Annotated in this window: 17 protein-coding genes; 9 read left to right on the top strand and 8 right to left on the bottom strand. The window is 54.4% G+C overall.

Features of this window, described 5'->3' with window-relative positions; translation table 11 throughout:
- Positions 1 to 50 precede the first annotated feature (50 nt).
- The 3 genes from FFR93_RS05395 to FFR93_RS05405 all read right to left on the bottom strand — a co-directional run bounded on the left by FFR93_RS05395 (position 51) and on the right by FFR93_RS05405 (position 1,812).
- The gene (locus tag FFR93_RS05395; protein WP_138392350.1) at positions 51 to 785 is read right to left on the bottom strand and encodes a hypothetical protein; all 735 of its coding nucleotides are present in this window, start codon (positions 783 to 785) and stop codon (positions 51 to 53) included.
- Between the two features lie 137 nt (positions 786 to 922).
- Positions 923 to 1,225: a hypothetical protein gene (locus FFR93_RS05400; RefSeq protein WP_138392351.1), complete on the bottom strand. Its 303-nt coding sequence runs from the start codon at positions 1,223 to 1,225 to the stop codon at positions 923 to 925.
- 17 nt (positions 1,226 to 1,242) lie between these two features.
- Complete coding sequence (locus tag FFR93_RS05405; protein WP_138392352.1) at positions 1,243 to 1,812, bottom strand: hypothetical protein; 570 nt, start codon at positions 1,810 to 1,812, stop codon at positions 1,243 to 1,245.
- A 161-nt stretch (positions 1,813 to 1,973) separates the two neighbouring features.
- Here FFR93_RS05405 and FFR93_RS05410 point away from each other — a divergent pair, with 161 nt between their 5' ends.
- Positions 1,974 to 2,840: a thymidine kinase gene (locus FFR93_RS05410; protein WP_138392353.1), complete on the top strand. Its 867-nt coding sequence runs from the start codon at positions 1,974 to 1,976 to the stop codon at positions 2,838 to 2,840.
- Between the two features lie 10 nt (positions 2,841 to 2,850).
- A complete protein-coding gene (locus FFR93_RS05415) occupies positions 2,851 to 3,492 on the top strand; it encodes a hypothetical protein (protein ID WP_138392354.1) in 642 nt (213 codons plus the stop codon).
- A gap of 85 nt (positions 3,493 to 3,577) precedes the next feature.
- Here FFR93_RS05415 and FFR93_RS05420 read toward each other — a convergent pair whose 3' ends face one another.
- Both FFR93_RS05420 and FFR93_RS05425 read right to left on the bottom strand, forming a co-directional pair.
- Positions 3,578 to 3,910: a hypothetical protein gene (locus FFR93_RS05420; RefSeq protein WP_138392355.1), complete on the bottom strand. Its 333-nt coding sequence runs from the start codon at positions 3,908 to 3,910 to the stop codon at positions 3,578 to 3,580.
- A 73-nt stretch (positions 3,911 to 3,983) separates the two neighbouring features.
- Positions 3,984 to 5,099, bottom strand: coding sequence for an acyltransferase (locus tag FFR93_RS05425; protein ID WP_138392356.1), 1,116 nt, complete (start codon positions 5,097 to 5,099; stop codon positions 3,984 to 3,986).
- Positions 5,100 to 5,589: 490 nt separating this feature from the next.
- Between FFR93_RS05425 and FFR93_RS05430 the strand changes: the two genes are divergently transcribed.
- From FFR93_RS05430 to FFR93_RS05440, 3 genes are read left to right on the top strand one after another with little or no spacing between them, the layout of a single operon-like run.
- Positions 5,590 to 7,017: a Wadjet anti-phage system protein JetA family protein gene (locus FFR93_RS05430; RefSeq protein ID WP_138392357.1), complete on the top strand. Its 1,428-nt coding sequence runs from the start codon at positions 5,590 to 5,592 to the stop codon at positions 7,015 to 7,017.
- A complete protein-coding gene (locus FFR93_RS05435) occupies positions 7,007 to 7,693 on the top strand; it encodes a DUF4194 domain-containing protein (RefSeq protein WP_138392358.1) in 687 nt (228 codons plus the stop codon). Before FFR93_RS05430 ends, FFR93_RS05435 begins: the two co-directional genes overlap by 11 nt.
- 17 nt (positions 7,694 to 7,710) lie before the next feature.
- Positions 7,711 to 11,157: an SbcC/MukB-like Walker B domain-containing protein gene (locus tag FFR93_RS05440; RefSeq protein WP_138392359.1), complete on the top strand. Its 3,447-nt coding sequence runs from the start codon at positions 7,711 to 7,713 to the stop codon at positions 11,155 to 11,157.
- Here FFR93_RS05440 and FFR93_RS05445 read toward each other — a convergent pair.
- Complete coding sequence (locus FFR93_RS05445) at positions 11,154 to 11,597, bottom strand: hypothetical protein (protein WP_138392360.1); 444 nt, start codon at positions 11,595 to 11,597, stop codon at positions 11,154 to 11,156. The genes FFR93_RS05440 and FFR93_RS05445 overlap by 4 nt on opposite strands.
- 248 nt (positions 11,598 to 11,845) lie before the next feature.
- On the opposite strand from FFR93_RS05445, the gene FFR93_RS05450 reads away from it, so the two are divergent.
- Positions 11,846 to 12,613, top strand: coding sequence for an acyl-homoserine-lactone synthase (locus tag FFR93_RS05450; protein ID WP_171049100.1), 768 nt, complete (start codon positions 11,846 to 11,848; stop codon positions 12,611 to 12,613).
- Positions 12,614 to 12,657: 44 nt separating this feature from the next.
- Here the strand turns inward: FFR93_RS05450 and FFR93_RS05455 are convergent, their stop codons facing one another.
- On the bottom strand, positions 12,658 to 13,251 hold the full coding sequence (locus FFR93_RS05455; protein ID WP_138392362.1) for a hypothetical protein: 594 nt from the start codon (positions 13,249 to 13,251) through the stop codon (positions 12,658 to 12,660).
- 184 nt (positions 13,252 to 13,435) lie between these two features.
- Between FFR93_RS05455 and FFR93_RS05460 the strand changes: the two genes are divergently transcribed.
- Both FFR93_RS05460 and FFR93_RS05465 read left to right on the top strand, forming a co-directional pair.
- Complete coding sequence (locus tag FFR93_RS05460) at positions 13,436 to 13,837, top strand: hypothetical protein (RefSeq protein ID WP_138392363.1); 402 nt, start codon at positions 13,436 to 13,438, stop codon at positions 13,835 to 13,837.
- Between the two features lie 66 nt (positions 13,838 to 13,903).
- Positions 13,904 to 14,464, top strand: coding sequence for a PH domain-containing protein (locus FFR93_RS05465; RefSeq protein ID WP_138392364.1), 561 nt, complete (start codon positions 13,904 to 13,906; stop codon positions 14,462 to 14,464).
- Between the two features lie 77 nt (positions 14,465 to 14,541).
- On the opposite strand, the gene FFR93_RS05470 is transcribed toward FFR93_RS05465, so the two are convergent.
- Positions 14,542 to 15,645, bottom strand: coding sequence for an outer membrane protein transport protein (locus FFR93_RS05470; protein ID WP_246661287.1), 1,104 nt, complete (start codon positions 15,643 to 15,645; stop codon positions 14,542 to 14,544).
- Positions 15,646 to 16,082: 437 nt separating this feature from the next.
- Between FFR93_RS05470 and tyrS the strand changes: the two genes are divergently transcribed.
- Positions 16,083 to 17,294 (top strand): tyrosine--tRNA ligase, encoded by a 1,212-nt coding sequence (gene tyrS, locus FFR93_RS05475; RefSeq protein WP_138392366.1) that lies wholly within the window; start codon positions 16,083 to 16,085, stop codon positions 17,292 to 17,294.
- The last annotated feature ends 21 nt before the right edge of the window (positions 17,295 to 17,315 follow it).

Here is a 17,315-nt window from a genome sequence, read left to right on the forward strand (position 1 = left end):
GCAAAAAGGCCCGCTTTTGCGGGCCCTGTTCGCTCGAAATCGTACTGGGATCAAGGGGTGAGAGCGGCCACTGGCTCATTCACAACCAGTCCCTCGATAAAGGGACGGCTTGCCGGTTCCAGCCGCTGGATTGCACCCAAGAAGTATTCGAAGACACGCTCTTGATCCAATTCGAAGAGCGCCGCTTCAAGGGGTCCAAACTTCGCAATCGTTCGGTCAAAGAAGCCTTCGCTGTAGTCGTTCAAATCCGCATGCTCGTGAGCAGCAGCCGCGCAGGCTTTGACAGCTTTAGAAACCTCTTCATCAACATCTGTCGTGAGCTTGCTGAAACGGGAGATCAATGCCGCAGCAGAGATGTTGATCGCGCCAGTCTGGGCGGCATAACCATTGTCGATGTATTGCTGGATTCCGCCATTGCCAATCTGATAATACATATCTCCGAGCACCAGGGCGACCTGCTCGGCCGCAGACAGGCTCTTGATCTTCAGCGCGACGTCTTCCACACCAGTCACAGCTTCGAACGCCTGAACCTTCTCGTTCGCATGATCGTATACGCTTTCAAACTTTTCTTTGTTGGTGTCGCCGACCGGCTCAAACTCATCGCCACCCATCATGAGCGTGGCAACCTTCTCGATGCGCTCATAGGTCTTGAGCTGCTTGTCCCAGTAAGCCTTGTCATCGATATCCGGATCACGAACTTGTGCATGTGCTTTCGCAATAGCGATAGCTTTCTTGAAGTCACCGGCATGACTGGTGATGTCGGCAAAAATATCCTTGTAATCCACGATGAGAACTCCTTTGCATCTGCACAGTAATGTAAAGCCCTACCACGCTTTAAACAACTGGCGGCCAGACGATAGCTGCACCAGTCGAATACTGTGCGGGCCACCCACCCTCGCTCCAGTCACGGCAAATTAACAAATCACGCACTCTTGTTCGCCTTGTAGGCATCGTAGGCCGTCTTCATCGGTCCATAGGCCTGGCTCATGAACGCAACCTTTATCTGCCGCGCCTCGTAGCCCTTCTGCAAGAACCTCTTTACGATGCGCTCATCGTAATTGGTCCTCGGTATCGGTGCGCGGGACATCGAGGTTTCCCATACGTCGGCAACGAACAAAGCGCCGTGTTCCGGGTGAACCATCCACCAGCTGTCGACAACGCACTCTCCGGAGCGAGGGGTGGTCAGAAGGTCGAGCGGGACGTGGAAATCAATGTGACGCGGCATCGGATGAACTTCCTTGATTAGTTATCGCTTTTACGCCAATGAACGAGCGCAAGCAGGCTGAAAAACAGGGGGCAGGTGATCAGAAACTTCACCAGAAACCATGGGCCGGTTGCGCTGACATACGGCGAGAAAGCGATGGCGGTGAGATCGACAACGCCAAGGATATCGACGGCAACACGATCCGAGGCTGGCATGATCATCAGGTAATTGACGATCAGCTTGAGCGGGAGGCCCGACGCAACAGCGATTGCAAGTCCGGCTTTCACTGCGCTTCGGAGAAAAGGATCGGCTTTAAATCCTTTGTCCCACAGGTGATAAAGAACAAAGACGACGATAACCACTCCGCAGAGGGCTCCATAGAAATTGGAGAACCAAAAGAAACCGCTCCAGACTTCCTGTGGCATTCGAAGGATGACGATGTCGCCTTCTTTCAACGGCGTTGAAGTGCCGCCAAGCATCTTGTCGGACACATAGACCATAAGCGTGAACGGCAAAGCCAGGAAAAGAAGAAAATGCAGCACCAGGCAGATGGAGGCATTACGGTCATTGATCAGGGTGAGAACCCTCTCCCAATCTGCACCCTTCATCCGCGCCATCAAGCCGGAAGGAGATAGAAAACTTGAAAGCATATTTTGATGCACTCACCACAAAGGAATTCTCATCAAAATAGATTGACAGACCTCGGCACGCAAGGAATTATCGATGCAAATTCCAGCGGCAGATCGCAAAATCAAATCGGACGTCTTGCATGGCAAAGCTGTATTTCAACTACTCGGTAATGAACTCGGGTAAAACCACCGACCTCCTGCAGGCCGCCTATGTTTACAAGGATCACGGCAAACGCGTTCTCCTCGTTACCAGCATGGGCGACACCCGGTCCGGCACCGGGAAGATCGTTGCACGGATCGGCGTGGAGGCAGATGCCTACCCTCTCGGACAGGACGAAAATCTGTTCAACCTAATCGAAGCCGAGCATGGGAAAGAAAAGCTGTCTGCTGTTTTCCTTGACGAAGTCAACTTCATGACAGCGGACCACATCGAGCAGGCGACGGATGTCGTCGATTACCTCGGCATACCGGTTATGGCCTATGGCCTGAAAAACAACGCTTTTGGCGAAATCTTCGGACCTTCCGTCGCGAAAATTCTCGCGGTTGCAGATGTCATCAACGAAGTCAGGAATATCTGCCATTGCGGAAAAGCCGCAACGATGATCTTGCGTTACGGCCCAACGGGCAAAATCGAAAGAAGCGGGAATGTAATCGAACCCGGCGGCGAGAAACGATATATCTCGGTCTGCCGTCCCCATTACAAACTTGGCGATATCGGACAGAAGGCCATGAATTCGCTCAAGGATTACAAGGTTCACTGCAGTCATTGCGGCACTGGTTACGGCCATGTGTTCAGCCGTAACCAGGCAAATGACTGCGCGAGCTACATTCACGGCAACGAAATTTCCGGTGCTTACGGAAGTGCGATTACTGACACCGTGATTCATCGTTTCCGCAGCGGTCGCCCGAAGCACATTCGCAACGGCATCGTGTGTGACCCCTGTGTCCAAGAGTTCCTGGACGAAGGAATTGTCGAATTTGTACGCGAACTTTTCCCATCCAGATAAAGGTATAAAAATGAATCAAACCGTGATTGCTCAACAAGACCTGCTACCTCAGGCATTTCAGGACGCATTCACCCAGCTCGCACAAAAGCTTCGCGCTGAAACGAAGCTATTCTTTGATGCGCGGCAGAATGGTCGAAAGACAAAAGCGGATCGCACCCTTGAAAAGAGCTACGAAGAACTCTCGACGCAAGCACGCGAAAAGAAAATCTCCTTTGGCTATGCCATCAACCTTCTGGTCGATGCAATCTTTACCCATATGGCATTAACGCGAAAGATCAACGTCAACGATCTGCGACCGATCCGCAACGACCTGGCAGATTATGAAATCGACATGAGGTCGGCATCGCGTCTGCGGATCAGCGACGCACGCCTGTACCGAGCAGTGAACTCCTTCCTCGATCAGGAACGTCGGGCATGGGCAATCCACTGCCCAAATGTTTCGACACTCGTTGAACGCGATCTGTCGGCTCTCCGCCGGGAATTTATCTCCGAGATGTATGAGGACGGATACGTCATTTACGAGAACAAGGGAGATGACCAGCGTGTGAGGATCACCCAGGCTCTCATCGACAACTATTACTCTCCGCTTGAACTGCGAGCTGATGAGACTCCGTTCGTCGGAAGTTTCAGCCGGATTTTCAAGAAGGGCTAAACACAGTGTCTTCGACAATGCCCCTGTAACGTCAGTTATCGGGGCATTGTTTGCTTGTGGTCATACCATGATGACCGAGCCAACGTCACGACCGCTTGATGGCAAGGGCAACGGCTTCGGCATGATCGCCACGCGTACGCTCAAACCTCGACCAGACGCCCACCTGCGAGATTTCGTCGGCGACGTGCGAGAAATCACCTGCATGAAGCATCGCTGCCAACACGGATATTTCGCCCGTCGAGGCCGTCTTTGATAGCCTGCGAGCCGCCTCGATCATGTGGCCGTCATCGCCATTCGCCGCGATGAACCGCTTGGCATATTCGTCCCAGTCTTTACATTGCAAAAGTTCTGCGTCGAAGGACAGCGACTTCGCGAGATTTGCGACCGGCGGTAAAGCCTTCCAACGCTCGAATTCCATTGCCACTGCCCCTTGCCTTCTGTTCACACGCCTCAGCGGTAATGTCATCCGCACCGTGTAGATAGGTAGCGTCTCAACGAACCGCCAGCAAGGGGCGACCAGGCTGACTACCCTTACCTCGCAGCCTGAACCGGTTCTCGATATGGCGATACGACAGGTCTGACACGATAAGGGTAACGCCGAACGTCGCAGCGAATACCAGCCACGACTGGGGCAAGGTCTCCATATCCTTCGTTCCTGTGAAGCGCATGACAATATCCCTGACGACGAGAATAACGATGACGTGGGAGAGATAGAAGGAGTAGGATCGCTCACCGAGATACTCCACCCATCGACCAACCGGTGTTTTCGAAAAACAGCCGTCCATGGCCGCAAGCCAGACCAGAACGCCGCAGAAGAGGCAGGCGAGCAAGGTCGTCACAGGGGTGTAGAAAATTCCCATAAAGATGATCAGGCAGACCAGGATCGCCGCCAGGGCTACCCGATCAGGAACAGCCATCACTTTCGAGGATAACCCGGGCCACTTCCAGAAAATGAATGCAAGACCGCTCCCGACGGCCAAGCCATATGGTCTCAGCACCCAACCTAAGGACCAGGGTGAAGTCCAGGCGGTCGACAGGTTCCATGCACAGGCCACGACGAGGAGAGTAAGAAAGCACTTCCGATAGCCCAGGAGAAGACAGGCAGACGCCAACAGATAAAACTGCTCTTCGAGCGAGAGGCTCCAGTACACTGCAAACGGTCCCTTCCCGGCGCAGACGCTTTCAGAGAGATAACCGTGAGCACAGGCTGACCAGTAAAGGTTCGAAACACCGGTGAGCGATGCCAATGAGGTGGACCCGACCTGGGTGATCGAGGCGTTTTCGAGCCAGGTAAGACCAAGGGATACGAGCAATCCGACCACCGCCCAGAAAGCGGCTGCGGGTAAAAGCCGCCGGAACCGGGCAAGCCAGAACGATTTGAACACCGTCAAAGGCGCGTCGCGCTCATAGGTTAGAAGCTTCGAGACGATGAGGAAGCCAGAGATCACAAAGAACAGGTCGACCCCAATCCAAAGGAAGTTCAGCTTCATCGAGCTGTCCGCTACCCTTAGGGGGAACCACGAAGCATAGTGCTGGATAAAGACTGCGCTAACTGCAATTCCTCTCAAGACCTGAATGTCTGCAATGCGGCTCGGAATGACAGACACAGGCTTACTCTTCCGCGTCGTCGTTCAAACCGCAGATTTTGCAGGAATCGTCGAGTAAAAGGTCACCTTGCACGCCAAGAAAGTTACAGCGACTGGTCTCGCCGACTTTCTCGAAATGACTGCAAGGCCTGGTGCGCAGGAGAGGAAACTGGCCAGGGCGGTTCACCACTTCAAGTAGCTGATAACAGTAAGGGCCAGCAGGAATAAACACGTCAGATGACGCAATTGTTGTCATGAAAGATAACCCGTTGCCTCTCGGCCTTTAGAAATTCTAGGTGCGATTTGATTCGAATTTCAAGGCTTCATGACAGCCCGCAAACCGCTTGAGACCAGCTCAGAATTGCTGCCAGGAAGCCAAAAAACAGCCAATTCCGTCAGAAGTCTGTGAGAGTTGGCGCGTTCAAAGGTGTCAGAGGTTGACGAGTGCCGGTAAAAAGAGGTCTGCTCCGGCGATCTTAACCATTGATTCATTTTTCAGGGGCCGGTGCCATTGGCGCTATTCGACATACTACCCACTGACCTGTTCAAGCCATTGGCGTCTCCATCCAGGGGTTTTTACGCCGACCTGCTGCTCTCTCTCCATGAGAAGACGTTCGGGCTGACAGCAGACGCCCCAAGACGAACGGACGTCCTCTACGAAATCACCGCGTTCCACCGGAACTGGGAACGGGACAATGGAAAGGTGCGAGACGAAGACGAAAGCCAGGGTGGGCTCAGTGATGAAGATCGCGCGAGAGCAGTCTACAAGCGATTGATCGAGACCGGCTGGCTGATCGAAAGCAAGGATCGCTACATCAGGCTGGTCGATATCGATCCCGATGCGGCCGGGCTGCTACATGTCCTGTCGTCGATCAATCGCGGAGAGACCAGAACCTATGGCGGCGCGGTCATCGGCGTCCTTTCGGCACTCGAAAATGCTGCCGCCAACCCGCAAGAACGCTCGGAAAACATCCGAAACGCCCTCAAAGGCGCGCGGGACTTCCTATCCCATATGCGGATCGTGTCGGTATCGCTCAGAAAACTGGAAGAGTTCATCCTCAGACGGGAGACCCTGCACGATATCTTCAAGGCATTTTTCGAAGACTTCGTCCAGCGACACCTCATTACCGACTACAAAACACTCCACACGAAGACCAATCCCTTCCGTTTTCGGTCCCGGATCATCCATCAGGCAAACCAGATCACTTCCTCGCCCCTTCTCATACAGGCGCTGGCAGAAGCCTACGCAAACGAGGGTCGCTCCGCCACGGTCGAGGCTGGTCGTGCTGACGTGCAAAGCGATCTGGCCGAGATCATCGCGATCTTTGATGGTACGGAAAACCACCTTGCCGCCATTGATGCTACCGTTTCGCGCATCGAAAAGCGCATTCTCAACACCGCACGATATATGGATCGGGCCGGTCGCAACGCCGAAGCCCGTCTGATCGAGACAATCAAGGCGATCTCCGCTGCCCCCACGCCAGACGGTTACATCTCACTAAAACTACCGCATCTGCCGACCAGCCTTCCAGTTGGGCCGCCGCATATCCCAGCACCACGGAGACCGAAACCACCGATCCAGGTGTCGGAGGTAAAAGAGGTCCCAAAAGACCCGGCATTCGAGGCGTTCACAGCAGCAAAAACCGAATACACCCGCATCACTCGGGTAACGCCAAAAACGATGTTCGAGTTCATCGACCGCGTACTGGCGGGACGAACGGAAATAACCGGCAGCGACATATCGATCCATACCGTGGAGGAATTTGTCTGCTTCCAGCGCCTCAGAGAAATACCAAGCCTCTTCGATGGCGTAGCGGCAACCCGCTATGAACTGGAGCTTCTACCGGGCCGGATCAAAAACCCATGGATCGAGTGTCAGGATTTTATCCTCAGGCCCCGCGTGGCCGTGAAGAAAGGGATGACCCGCAATGCCGCTTGAGCTGAAAGAGTTCACAGAGATTGTCGACGGCGACTGGCCGCATGGCCCAAACATGCAAAAACGGCCAACACCGGAGGAACTGCAAAGGGCTATCCAGCTGCTCTTGACCCGGCAATGCGTCTATTCATGGCTTCCGAACCTCGGCCGTCTCTACGACATCATCGTCCACTACAACCCGTTTTTCGAACGCTATTTCGGGGCGGCTGGCTATGTTTTGCGGATACATCCCAATGAACAGATGGTCGCTATCGAGGTTCCCCACGGTCAATCGCGCTACGACACGGTCTATGAACGCCTTCGCAAGGATGAAACCCAGGTCCTCCTGATCATGCGCCTGATGTGGGAAGAAGCCATCGGACGCCAGGACATTGGCGAGGGTGGAGTGGCCGAAACGACGACGGGCGACCTGATTGACCGCTACAAGACCATCATTCAGCAGGAACCACCTGAAGAGAACCGCCTGATGGAGATACTGCGACACTTTTCGCGCAAGGGCGCTGTGAAGATTGGCATTACAGATCGCATCGACCGCGTGACGCCGATCACTCTTCTTCCCGGGGTGTCCATCCTGGTTCCAGATGGCTTTGTCGATGACTTACGCCTTTGGGCAGCATCACCGGCACCGGCTGAACCGGTAGAAACCCCTGACCAGCCTGACCGAGACCAGGCCGCTTAGAGAAAAAGGATCAAACCATGCCTTATGTGCTCTCACGGCTATGCTTTCAGAACTGGTATCTGATCGGAGCAAAGGACATCGAAATCAAGGGGGCGGCTGCCCTCATCGGTCCAACCGGTGCCGGTAAGTCGTCCATTCAGGACGGCGTGCAGACGGTCATCACCGGCGCAAACCATAACCGGCTGAACCTGAACGCAAGCGCCAGCGGGCGATCCGGGCGATCCGTGCTGGAATATTGCCTTGGTCTGACAAAGGACCCGGCAGAAGGTGGCAAGCCGCTGCGGGACAGCTGTGAGACCGTTCTGGCACTTGTCTTCAGGGACGAGGAAACGCAGCGACCGATCACTGTCGGCGTGGCAATGTCCGCACGCATGGGCGATTCCCGCGAAGACGTCCTGTCCCGCTTCATCGCGCCGGATTACGCCTATTCTGTCGAGGATTATAAGCGGCGCAGCGGCGGTCGCGAAACCCTGGCTCCATGGTCAGACATCCTTGAAAACCTCCGGAAGAAATCGCCAGAGCTTCAGGAGTTTCGCGCATCGGCCGAAAAGTTCACGGGCGAAATGCTGCGTATCATGCGACCGGCCGAACAGCCGCCGAACCCTAAACACGTCCTGCGCGCCTTTGCCAATGGTCTGGCGTTCAAGCCGATCTTTGATCCGACGACATTCGTCCGGGAATACATCCTGGAACCCGATCAGCTCGATATCGACCGCGTCAGAACATCGATTGCCACATGGCAGGAACTCGAACGCGTCATTGAGGACATCGAGAACAAACTTCGACGTGTCAACCGCCTGTCGGATCGCTTCCGCAACTGGGGACGGGCCAAGGTCAGAGCCGAGGGAGCCCGCTTTAACGCGGCTATCGCCGACGCCAGACGCTGTGCACACGATGTACGCCATTACCGGGAACTCTCCATTACCAAGGGCAAAGACCTCGCCACCGAGCGAAACGCTCTGGCGACCCGCAAGCAGTGGGTTCGCGAGTATGACGAGGACCTCCGCGCCAAGAACATGATCATTCAGGCAAGCGGTGATGGCAGCCTTCGTCGCCAGCTGGAGATGGAGGTCCAACACGTCGACCGCGAGATGAAAGAAACGTTCGGACGCATCGCCAGGATCAAAACCGCTTTGGGCAACGTGGCCCAATTGACGGCGCTGAAATCCAGTCTTGCTCCGCACCACGCCCGGTCCATCGACGCTGCAAAGGAAGCCGTGAACCTCTTGCAGGACACGGCGCAAACTCCTGACATTTTGCGAAACAAGGGGGAGAAGCTTCAAGGATTGGTCGATGAGGTTACGAGCATTCGCGCGCTCGAAGTCCTCCTTCATGAAAATGCCGATCAGCTGGCAGCAGAAATCAGGCAGCTTCAATCGGACGTGGAGCTGATGGAGACTGCCACATCTGGCGGGCAACATGCAGTTCTCTCGACAACGACAAATCGCCTTATCAATGCACTGGAACGGCGCGGCATGCAGCCGATTCCGCTCTGTGATGTCGTCGAAGTCCTGGAGCCGGATTGGCAGGAAGCCATCGAAAGCCTGCTCGGCCGAGGGCGAGAGGCCATCATTCTGCCGCCGGAGAGCGTCGACGAAGCATTCGAGATGATGCGGCGTGAACAGGATGTTTATGCCGGTTGCACCCTGGTCGCGACCAATGCCCAGAACATGACCCGGACAAACTTCAATCCGGGATCGGTGCTGGAAGCCCTTTCCACCGACAACCAGTACGCTGCCGCTTTCCTGAACGACAGCATCGGGGGCTACCAGAAGGCGGAGACGGAAGACGATCTGCGCCGGATGCGCCAAGGGGTCATGCGAAATGGGAAGTTTCGCTCGGGTATGAGACTGTCTGTGCCTTACAAGGCCAAAACGCTCATGTTTGGCAAGGCCGCTCGGCATCAGAGCACCGAAACGTTGCGCAACGATCTGGATCGGTCCAGAGCCTTGCTTCGGGAAAAATCATCGAAACTCTCATTGCTGCGTGATGCTGCCCGCATTGTACCGACCGCACTCGACACTCTGAACGATGGAGATGGCCCGTTCCACCTGGAACATGCCTTGCAGGCACTCTCCGGGCGTCTGCAGGACTTGAAGAAGCATCAAGGCGAAGGTGGGCACAGCACGGAGACCGCCGCGCTTCTGGAGGAAATCAAATACATCGAAGAGCAGCGACAACTCTACCTGAGCGAGATTGAGGACGAGATCGAGCCGCGCATCGCAAAGCTGCAGGAAGAGACTGCAAATGCACGTGCCAGACTGGAGACCGGTCTGGAAGCCTACGCCAAGGCCTATAAGGAACGGCAAAAGACCTGGGCCGCGCTTACCCATCCGGACGTGCAGAAGCTCCTGACCCTCGATCCCGAAATCGATGAGCCAGATGCGCATACGCTTCTAAAACGCATCAGAGCTGACCTTCGCCGTGACGAAGGGGCACGAAGCGATCCGAAAGCCTACCTCTCAGGCCAACGCAACAGCTACAAGGTCGTGGCCGACAACTTTGAATCCGAGGTCAAACGCGAACAGTCCGGCGTCATTCGCGAAATCGCGGAATACAAGGCCGCCTGGGATATCAATGTCCCGACCATCGATCACGAAACAATGACCACAGGCTACGTATGGGTCATGGGAGAAAAGGCACGCCTGGAAGGCAACGAGCTGCGGCGACACCGCGCGGCTTGCGAGAAAGCTTCTGGCGAAATGCGCAGGCTGCTCAAGGAAGACCTGCTGAGCCGCCTGGCCGAGAAACTGATCAAGGTGGATCATAAGGTCGAGCGTCTCAACGCACTCCTCAGTCGCTATCGAGTAACCGGGCAGACCTACGCCCTCACCTTCGCCGTCAACCCGCGCTTCCAGAAGATGCACGATCTGGCAATCAAAGTCGGCATGGCGTCCGATATGGAAGCCGTCGGCCTCGACGCACAGGAACTGACTGAGGCCGTCGGGGAACTCGAAAGCCTGATCCACGGTAACGAAGGTACGGAAAAGCTCGCGGATTACCGTGAGTATTTCAACTTCGAGATCGCCATGACGGATAAGGTCGGCAGCCGGACGACAATGTCGTCCCGGGCGGTCAAAGGCTCCGGTGGCGAAGCGCAGGCTCCGTTCTACGTGTCGTTCGCCGCCTCAATGAATGCGGCCTACTATCCGGGACATTCGGTTGGAACACCGGGAGGCATGGGACTGGTTCTTTTCGATGAAGCCTTCAACAAGCTTGACGTCCCCAACACCCAGACGCTGCTGACCCTGTTCAAGGATATGGGGCTGCAACTGGTCATCGCAGGACCGGAAGACAAGCGGGCGACCTTCACCGAGGTGCTCGATACAATCATCCTGGTCAACAAATCACCGGACGGCCAATCGGTCTACATCGACGCGGAATACCCTGGTGAACTGGCGAAGGTGGGCCTCGCCAGCATCAATCCGGATCACGGCGGTATCGACGCCTTCCGGACACACTAGTAAGCGATGTGGCCAACCCAGCATCCGCCCTCGATGGCGAGGCGGATGCTATAAGGATGCCCGTACTCCTGACTGGCCCATGTCTTGTCGTACACCTTGAGGCCCATCTTTTCACAGAACAGGCTTCGAAAAGCATCATCGAACTCTTGGGGAAGAGGCATCCTCCTCTCCTCATAAGAGGCGATGGTCCTGACCGGCACAGCCATCAGGCGGGCCAGTGTCTCCCGATTGATCCCCATTTCAGATCGCAGCCAGTAGAGCTGGACACCATCTAGGTATGGAGCCTGCACGATCATGATCTTGCGCAAGCGATCATTCATTTCATTGATGGCCTCAATTCCAGCAGACTCGCCGAGATCAGGGTCGTTTTCGATGAAGAAGCCGTTCAGGAGGTGAACGTTTTCAAGGTTGGCGTGTGTGTAGCGGTAGGTTTCAGGCACCGCGCATTCCTTCTGTTGTCGCGTGAAACAGCTGGCGACCCGAATTATATGGGGACTATCCACAACCCTGTCACCCCCATTTGGAAACAAAACATCCTGCCACACGTTGACCGAACTTGCGAATTAACGCCCTGTTAACCATGTTGGTAGATGTACCATTTTGACGCAACGGCCCAGATTGTTCGCCTTTTAATAAATTGTTAATCATCCGGTGTCCGAACAATTCGGGGTATATAGGAATGAATGAAATGCAGACTTCCAAGGAAAGAACCCCCTTGGAAACAGGGTTCAAAGAGAAGGCACTCGAAGTCCTCAGGTCACTGGAGTACCGCAGAATAAACGGAGGCGAAGAGCTGGAAGATATCTTTCGGCTTCGCTATGACGCCTACCGGAGAGATGGTCTGATCGGTGAAAACACATCAGGCATGAGTTCGGACAATTATGATGAAAGCCCGAATGCGCTAATCTTTGGTCTGTATTATGACGGCGAGCTGGCCAGTTCCATAAGGATACACCACGCCACGGCGGCAATGCCTGTGTGCCCAACCAGGTCACATTTCCCAGGTGTGCTTGAACCTTATTTTGAACAGGGAGCCTCGTTCATAGATTCGAGCAGGTTCTGCGCGGATGCGAATTTCTCACAGAAAATTCCAAACCTGCCACTGTTCACAACCCGTTTGACGGCGATGGCATGCTTCTATTACGAAGCTGATTACATGCTTTCTGTCATCAGGCCGGAGCATGGTGCGTTCTACCGGCGCTATTTCCTTATGAAACAATGGGCCAAGGAACAACAGGTCGAGTGGTTTGCCCAACCTGTCGATCTATATGCCTGCCACCTGCAAACGATTGAGAATGCGGTCTTCGCGAGATTACCATTCTTCCGGTCGTTGCCTCTTGAGCGGGAATTGCTGTTCAGTCCCAGGACGGAACACATGGATATCATCCATGTAAAGCCGACAGCCGATGCTGCAATCCGAGTCAACCTCACCCGACAGGGACAGAAGGCTGCCTAAAGGAATTAGGGCCTGCAAACAGGTTAAGTTGCAGGCCCTTAAATTCAGTTTTTCCACTGGAAACGGCGATGCCGTTTCCAGCTGTAATTGCTGTGATCGCCAACGACGATGTCATCCCACACCGTCGGCAACATCGAGGGACTGCGCCGTCCCCTTGGCTTCAGCTTCAACTCAAGCATTTCGCCGTCATAGTCGATAGCGCTGTTTTCCCGCCTTTCCTGCATGGTCGCAGGATGACGAAGGAAACGTCCTCGTCCCGCGCTGCGCTTGTGAATACCTGGCACTGGTCCCTTCCGGAACACGAATGGCTTGGCATTGCGCATGCGAAATGATGGGCGATTGCGCCACGCTTCAGCCAACTCCTCTGCGCGAGCAACGATCTCCAGCGGATCGATATGCGTCCAGTCACCCCAATAAAAATTGTAGGCGTTCATGTACGCAGTCGGTTCGTAATCCGACGGATGGTAGGACCGGCTCATGTAGACAAAGGTCTCGTTTTCATCGGTCATCGCCGAAGCGAAGTTGAAAATTGACCGGATCGCCGCATCGAGGTCGGGGTAGATGTAGGCCGGTTCCGCAGGAATTAATCCCACTCTCCAAACGATAACCTTGGAGTTGAATGGCACAATTTTAGACATGTGTATCTCCGTTATTGGTACTTAACGGAAATGGGAAACCTCGTTGCGCATGGGAAACTCCTTTGCCGCCGACAAGTTATCGACATATGAAAGGTATAAGGAATTAAAAATTACCACAACAGTTTTCCTTGTGGCTTGCGTCCCTCGCGCAAATCTATGGACAGTGTGTGGACGGAGACAGGCAATGCCGCTGCAGGTAAATGAAAAAGAAAAACACGACCTAACGGGCGGAAAATTCGCATGTCCAATGGAAATTTCCGGCTGGAGCTTCAGGCATCAGCGCGTCGGCGAAGATAATGTTTCGAGTGTAGCAATCCATGGACAGGACGTCATTCTGATAGAAGACATCGGGACCCCGTACCAGACCCTGAAGCCGTTGCAGGGCGATTTTGGTGTCGTAGCCAGGCTGATGCAAGACGGCGAACGATGGCTCGAAAAGCATCAACAGCCTGGCGTGGGCATGAATATCGGACATTCCATCTGGCTCGAATGGAAACACAGCAGTCTTGACGCAACTCTCACCGCAGACGATTTTTTTGAGTGCTATCTCGGGCTGGAAGCCGGACCGTCTCCCTCAGTGATCTAAAGCCGCCTTTACTCATTGCAGCTTTCGCCGTTACCATTTTTCCTATCCGAACGTTGGAATGGAAAAATGAATAAAAGAAATTCGGCTGCCGAAACTGAACGCTCCCTATGGACGGGTTCTCCTTCCAAACGCGTTGCGATTGTTTTTCCGCTCGTATGCGTTTGCGCCATTGTTGCTGGCTTCATCTACTACCCAGAAATCCAAGAAATTGCAGCCAGAATTGCCGCTCAACTTTCGGGCCACTACGCGCCGTGGATGGATTACTCGGCCTATATCCTTGCTGCCATCTTCATTTTGCCAGGTGTCTGGTCGTTCCTGGGTCAGGTCACTACCAATTACGAATGCACCTCCGAACGCCTCATCATTCGTAAAGGCATTCTTGTGCGCACGGAAGACGAGGTCGAACTCTACCGCGTCGTCGACGTCCTGCAGTCAGCGAATGTTCTTCAAATGCTGGTAGGGGTCGGGACCGTTTTCGTGAAGTCGACCGATCAAACAGGAAATGTCGCGATTGCTTCGGTAACGCAATCAGCGCGGGTCCGGAATGTCATTCGAACCGCCTCCGAGGAATGCAAGACCCGCCGGGGCACTTTGCGCGTACTCAACGAAGCCGCTGGCGTATTTTGATTGCGCAAAAATACAAAGAGCCGCTGGCGTGTGTTTCACCAGCGGCTCTGACCGATTGTATCAATGAATTTCCGCTATCAGAACGAAAGCCGGTATTGGACATTCAATCCATAGCCCCAGGTAGCCTGGGCAGACGCGTTCATGCCGGGGGCATACTTCGTCTCTTCAATCGCCTCGTTGTAGAAGACTGCGCCGGTCAGTCGAAGCTCGCCGCCCCACTCATCCTTGCGTGTCACACCAGCTGCAACCGAATATACGTCGCTCATCAGGTCATAGCCAGTTGAGACGCCGCGATCCCAGGTGATTGCAGCAAGACCGGACCAAGTGTCGTTGAACTTGTGACCGACACCGGCCGAGAGCTTCCAGCCGTCCTGCCAATAATACTGATTCTGGAACCCGCTCGGACCGATGGTGACATCCAGGGTCTTCAGAGTGGACCAATCCGTCCACTTGATCGAGCCGAACGCCACCCAGTCTTCTGCGATGCCGGATTGGACCTTGAGTTCCACCGATTGCGGCAACTCGCCGACACCTGCGGCAGGCATCGACATGCCAAGCACCGGCAGATGCGCGGTACCATCCGGGGTGTGATCGGTTCCGGACCGGTACATCAGCTGAGTACGGAATGCGATCTCTGGAATTTCGTAGCCGACACCGAGACGGTAACCGATGTCACTGTCCTTGAGCCCGAAATTCAGGGGCGTGATACCGATAGGGCTGTTGGTGAAGCCTTCGAAATCATAGTCAAAGGTCTCGATGAAAGCGCCACCGAGCAGAACGAGGTTGCCAGGGCCTGCAGGCATGAAATAACCGCAGGTCAGGCCATATTCGTCGGCATTGAACTTTTCTTCGAGTTTGCCTCGATTGCTCATCGTCACGTATTCGGAATCGGCCGAAAATGCGCGGACATAGGTCGCGCTGCAACGGAATGCATCAGTAATGTTTGCCTTGATAGCGACAGACGGGACGTAATAGCCGCGCGAGAACTCTGTGCCGCGCAGACCCGGTACCGGATTGTCGTCGAACTTACGATTCGGCTGGACGTAGGTGACGCCAGAGCGAAAATCGAATTTCCCGTTCTCGTAGAGGATGTCCGTATCGGCCGTGCCACGCTCAAAGCCACCGGCATACGCATTCGGTACTGCAGTCAACGTCAACACCGCTGTCAACGCTCCAAGCACAATCTTCAAGATAAACCCCTTCGAGAACGGCCCCGCCTTAGGAAGCCCATAAAATTCCAGGGTTAAATATCAACTCCTGTGCTAAAAGCAACGAGAACTTCGCAAAAATCTCAACAAACCCGGAAGTCACTGGAATTCAAGGTAAATAAAGTCGAAAAACGCGGCTGGAAACGAAGAAACTGTGTCTGTTCAGTAACACCGAATACCCAAAATTCCTTGGACGATTTCCTGCCGTTGCCAGGTCTCATGCGAATCCCTACGATCAAATCGTCCAAATGTGAGCACCACAATGATCATGAGTATCGGAAACAAAGGTTTTTATTACTACGGCGCGCGATAGCGGCCGTTGGAACACCTTTGTTTCCTGTCAGCCGCCCGTAAGGTCGGCCTGCAGTCTTCCTTGCGGATTCGTTTTTTAAACACCCAAGGAAAAGAAGATGTCATTTATCAATCAAAATACCCTATCCATTCTCGAAGAACGTGGCTTCGTTGCACAATGCACAGACCTTGAAGGTTTAAGGGAACGTCTGGGCACTACTTCCGTCACTTTCTACATCGGGTTCGACGGCACTGCCGATAGTCTTCACGTGGGACACCTTTTGTCCTTGATGTCGATGCGGTGGCTCTCGAAACTCGGCCACAAGCCGATTGCACTGGTTGGTGGAGCAACTTCTCTCGTTGGCGATCCAAGCTTTCGCAACGCAGCCAGACCGATGCTCGACAAGCAGGCCGTCGCCAACAACATTGCGGGCATCACAAGGAATATCCGGCAAGTGGTGGCGAATGATGACCTGATCGTCGTCGACAATGCGACCTGGCTGGAACCTGTGGGGCTGATCGACTTCATGCGCGAAGTCGGCGTTCACTTTACGGTAGCCCGGATGTTGTCGATGGAGACGGTAAAAGCGCGGCTTGAAGCCAACGATCCTATGACAGCTCTCGAATTCACATACATGATGCTGCAATCTCACGATTTTCAGCAGCTTGCGAAGCGACACAACTGCACGCTCCAAATGGGAGGGTCGGATCAATGGGGCAACATTGTCAACGGCATCGAACTGACCCGCAAAGCCGATGGAAAGAGATTGTTCGGCCTAACAACACCGCTCCTTCAGACTGCTGACGGTACAAAGATGGGTAAAACTGCAAAGGGCGCAGTATGGCTCGATCCAGGCAAAACGAGCCCGTTCGACTTCTGGCAATTCTGGCGCAACGTAGCCGACCAGGACGTTCGGCGTTTCCTGATGCTCTTCACGGAATTGTCCGTCGACGCCATCGAGGAATTGTGCGCGAGCGACCAACCGGATGCCGTCAACCAAGCGAAGATTACCCTGGCAAACGCAGTGACCACTATCGTGCACGGCGAGGCTGACGCTGATCGATGCCAGAAGCAGGCGGAAGCACTCTTTGGTGGGGTCGGAGAGGCAGAGCTGAAGACGATTGAAGTGGGAGAAGAAACCGGTCTTCTGTCTGTTATTAAGGCCCTTGGGTGGGTAAAAACTCTGGGAGAAGCGCGTCGCCTGATGCAGGGTGGAGCCGTCAAGATCGATGGTGCACATGTCACAGACGAAAAACTGAAACTGCCGCAAGAAACGGAATTACAGCTTGCTGTCGGACGACGAAACCGCGTGCGCCTTATCCTTATCTAAGGGTGAGACAAACAATGACCT

The organism is Rhizobium sp. MHM7A, from assembly GCF_005862215.1.
In the GTDB taxonomy this organism is placed as follows: Bacteria; Pseudomonadota; Alphaproteobacteria; order Rhizobiales; family Rhizobiaceae; genus Rhizobium; species Rhizobium bangladeshense.

What these genes read in the sequence shown, in the direction of transcription:
- FFR93_RS05440 (WP_138392359.1), top strand. Translation starts at nt 7,711, where the DNA reads ATGCCTTATGTGCTCTCACGGCTATGCTTTCAGAACTGGTATCTGATC.
- FFR93_RS05465 (WP_138392364.1), top strand. Translation starts at nt 13,904, where the DNA reads ATGAATAAAAGAAATTCGGCTGCCGAAACTGAACGCTCCCTATGGACG.
- FFR93_RS05405 (WP_138392352.1), bottom strand. Translation starts at nt 1,812, where the DNA reads ATGAAGGGTGCAGATTGGGAGAGGGTTCTCACCCTGATCAATGACCGT.
- FFR93_RS05400 (WP_138392351.1), bottom strand. Translation starts at nt 1,225, where the DNA reads ATGCCGCGTCACATTGATTTCCACGTCCCGCTCGACCTTCTGACCACC.
- FFR93_RS05435 (WP_138392358.1), top strand. Translation starts at nt 7,007, where the DNA reads ATGCCGCTTGAGCTGAAAGAGTTCACAGAGATTGTCGACGGCGACTGG.
- FFR93_RS05415 (WP_138392354.1), top strand. Translation starts at nt 2,851, where the DNA reads ATGAATCAAACCGTGATTGCTCAACAAGACCTGCTACCTCAGGCATTT.
- FFR93_RS05450 (WP_171049100.1), top strand. Translation starts at nt 11,846, where the DNA reads ATGCAGACTTCCAAGGAAAGAACCCCCTTGGAAACAGGGTTCAAAGAG.
- tyrS (WP_138392366.1), top strand. Translation starts at nt 16,083, where the DNA reads ATGTCATTTATCAATCAAAATACCCTATCCATTCTCGAAGAACGTGGC.
- FFR93_RS05455 (WP_138392362.1), bottom strand. Translation starts at nt 13,251, where the DNA reads ATGTCTAAAATTGTGCCATTCAACTCCAAGGTTATCGTTTGGAGAGTG.
- FFR93_RS05420 (WP_138392355.1), bottom strand. Translation starts at nt 3,910, where the DNA reads ATGGAATTCGAGCGTTGGAAGGCTTTACCGCCGGTCGCAAATCTCGCG.
- FFR93_RS05460 (WP_138392363.1), top strand. Translation starts at nt 13,436, where the DNA reads ATGCCGCTGCAGGTAAATGAAAAAGAAAAACACGACCTAACGGGCGGA.
- FFR93_RS05410 (WP_138392353.1), top strand. Translation starts at nt 1,974, where the DNA reads ATGGCAAAGCTGTATTTCAACTACTCGGTAATGAACTCGGGTAAAACC.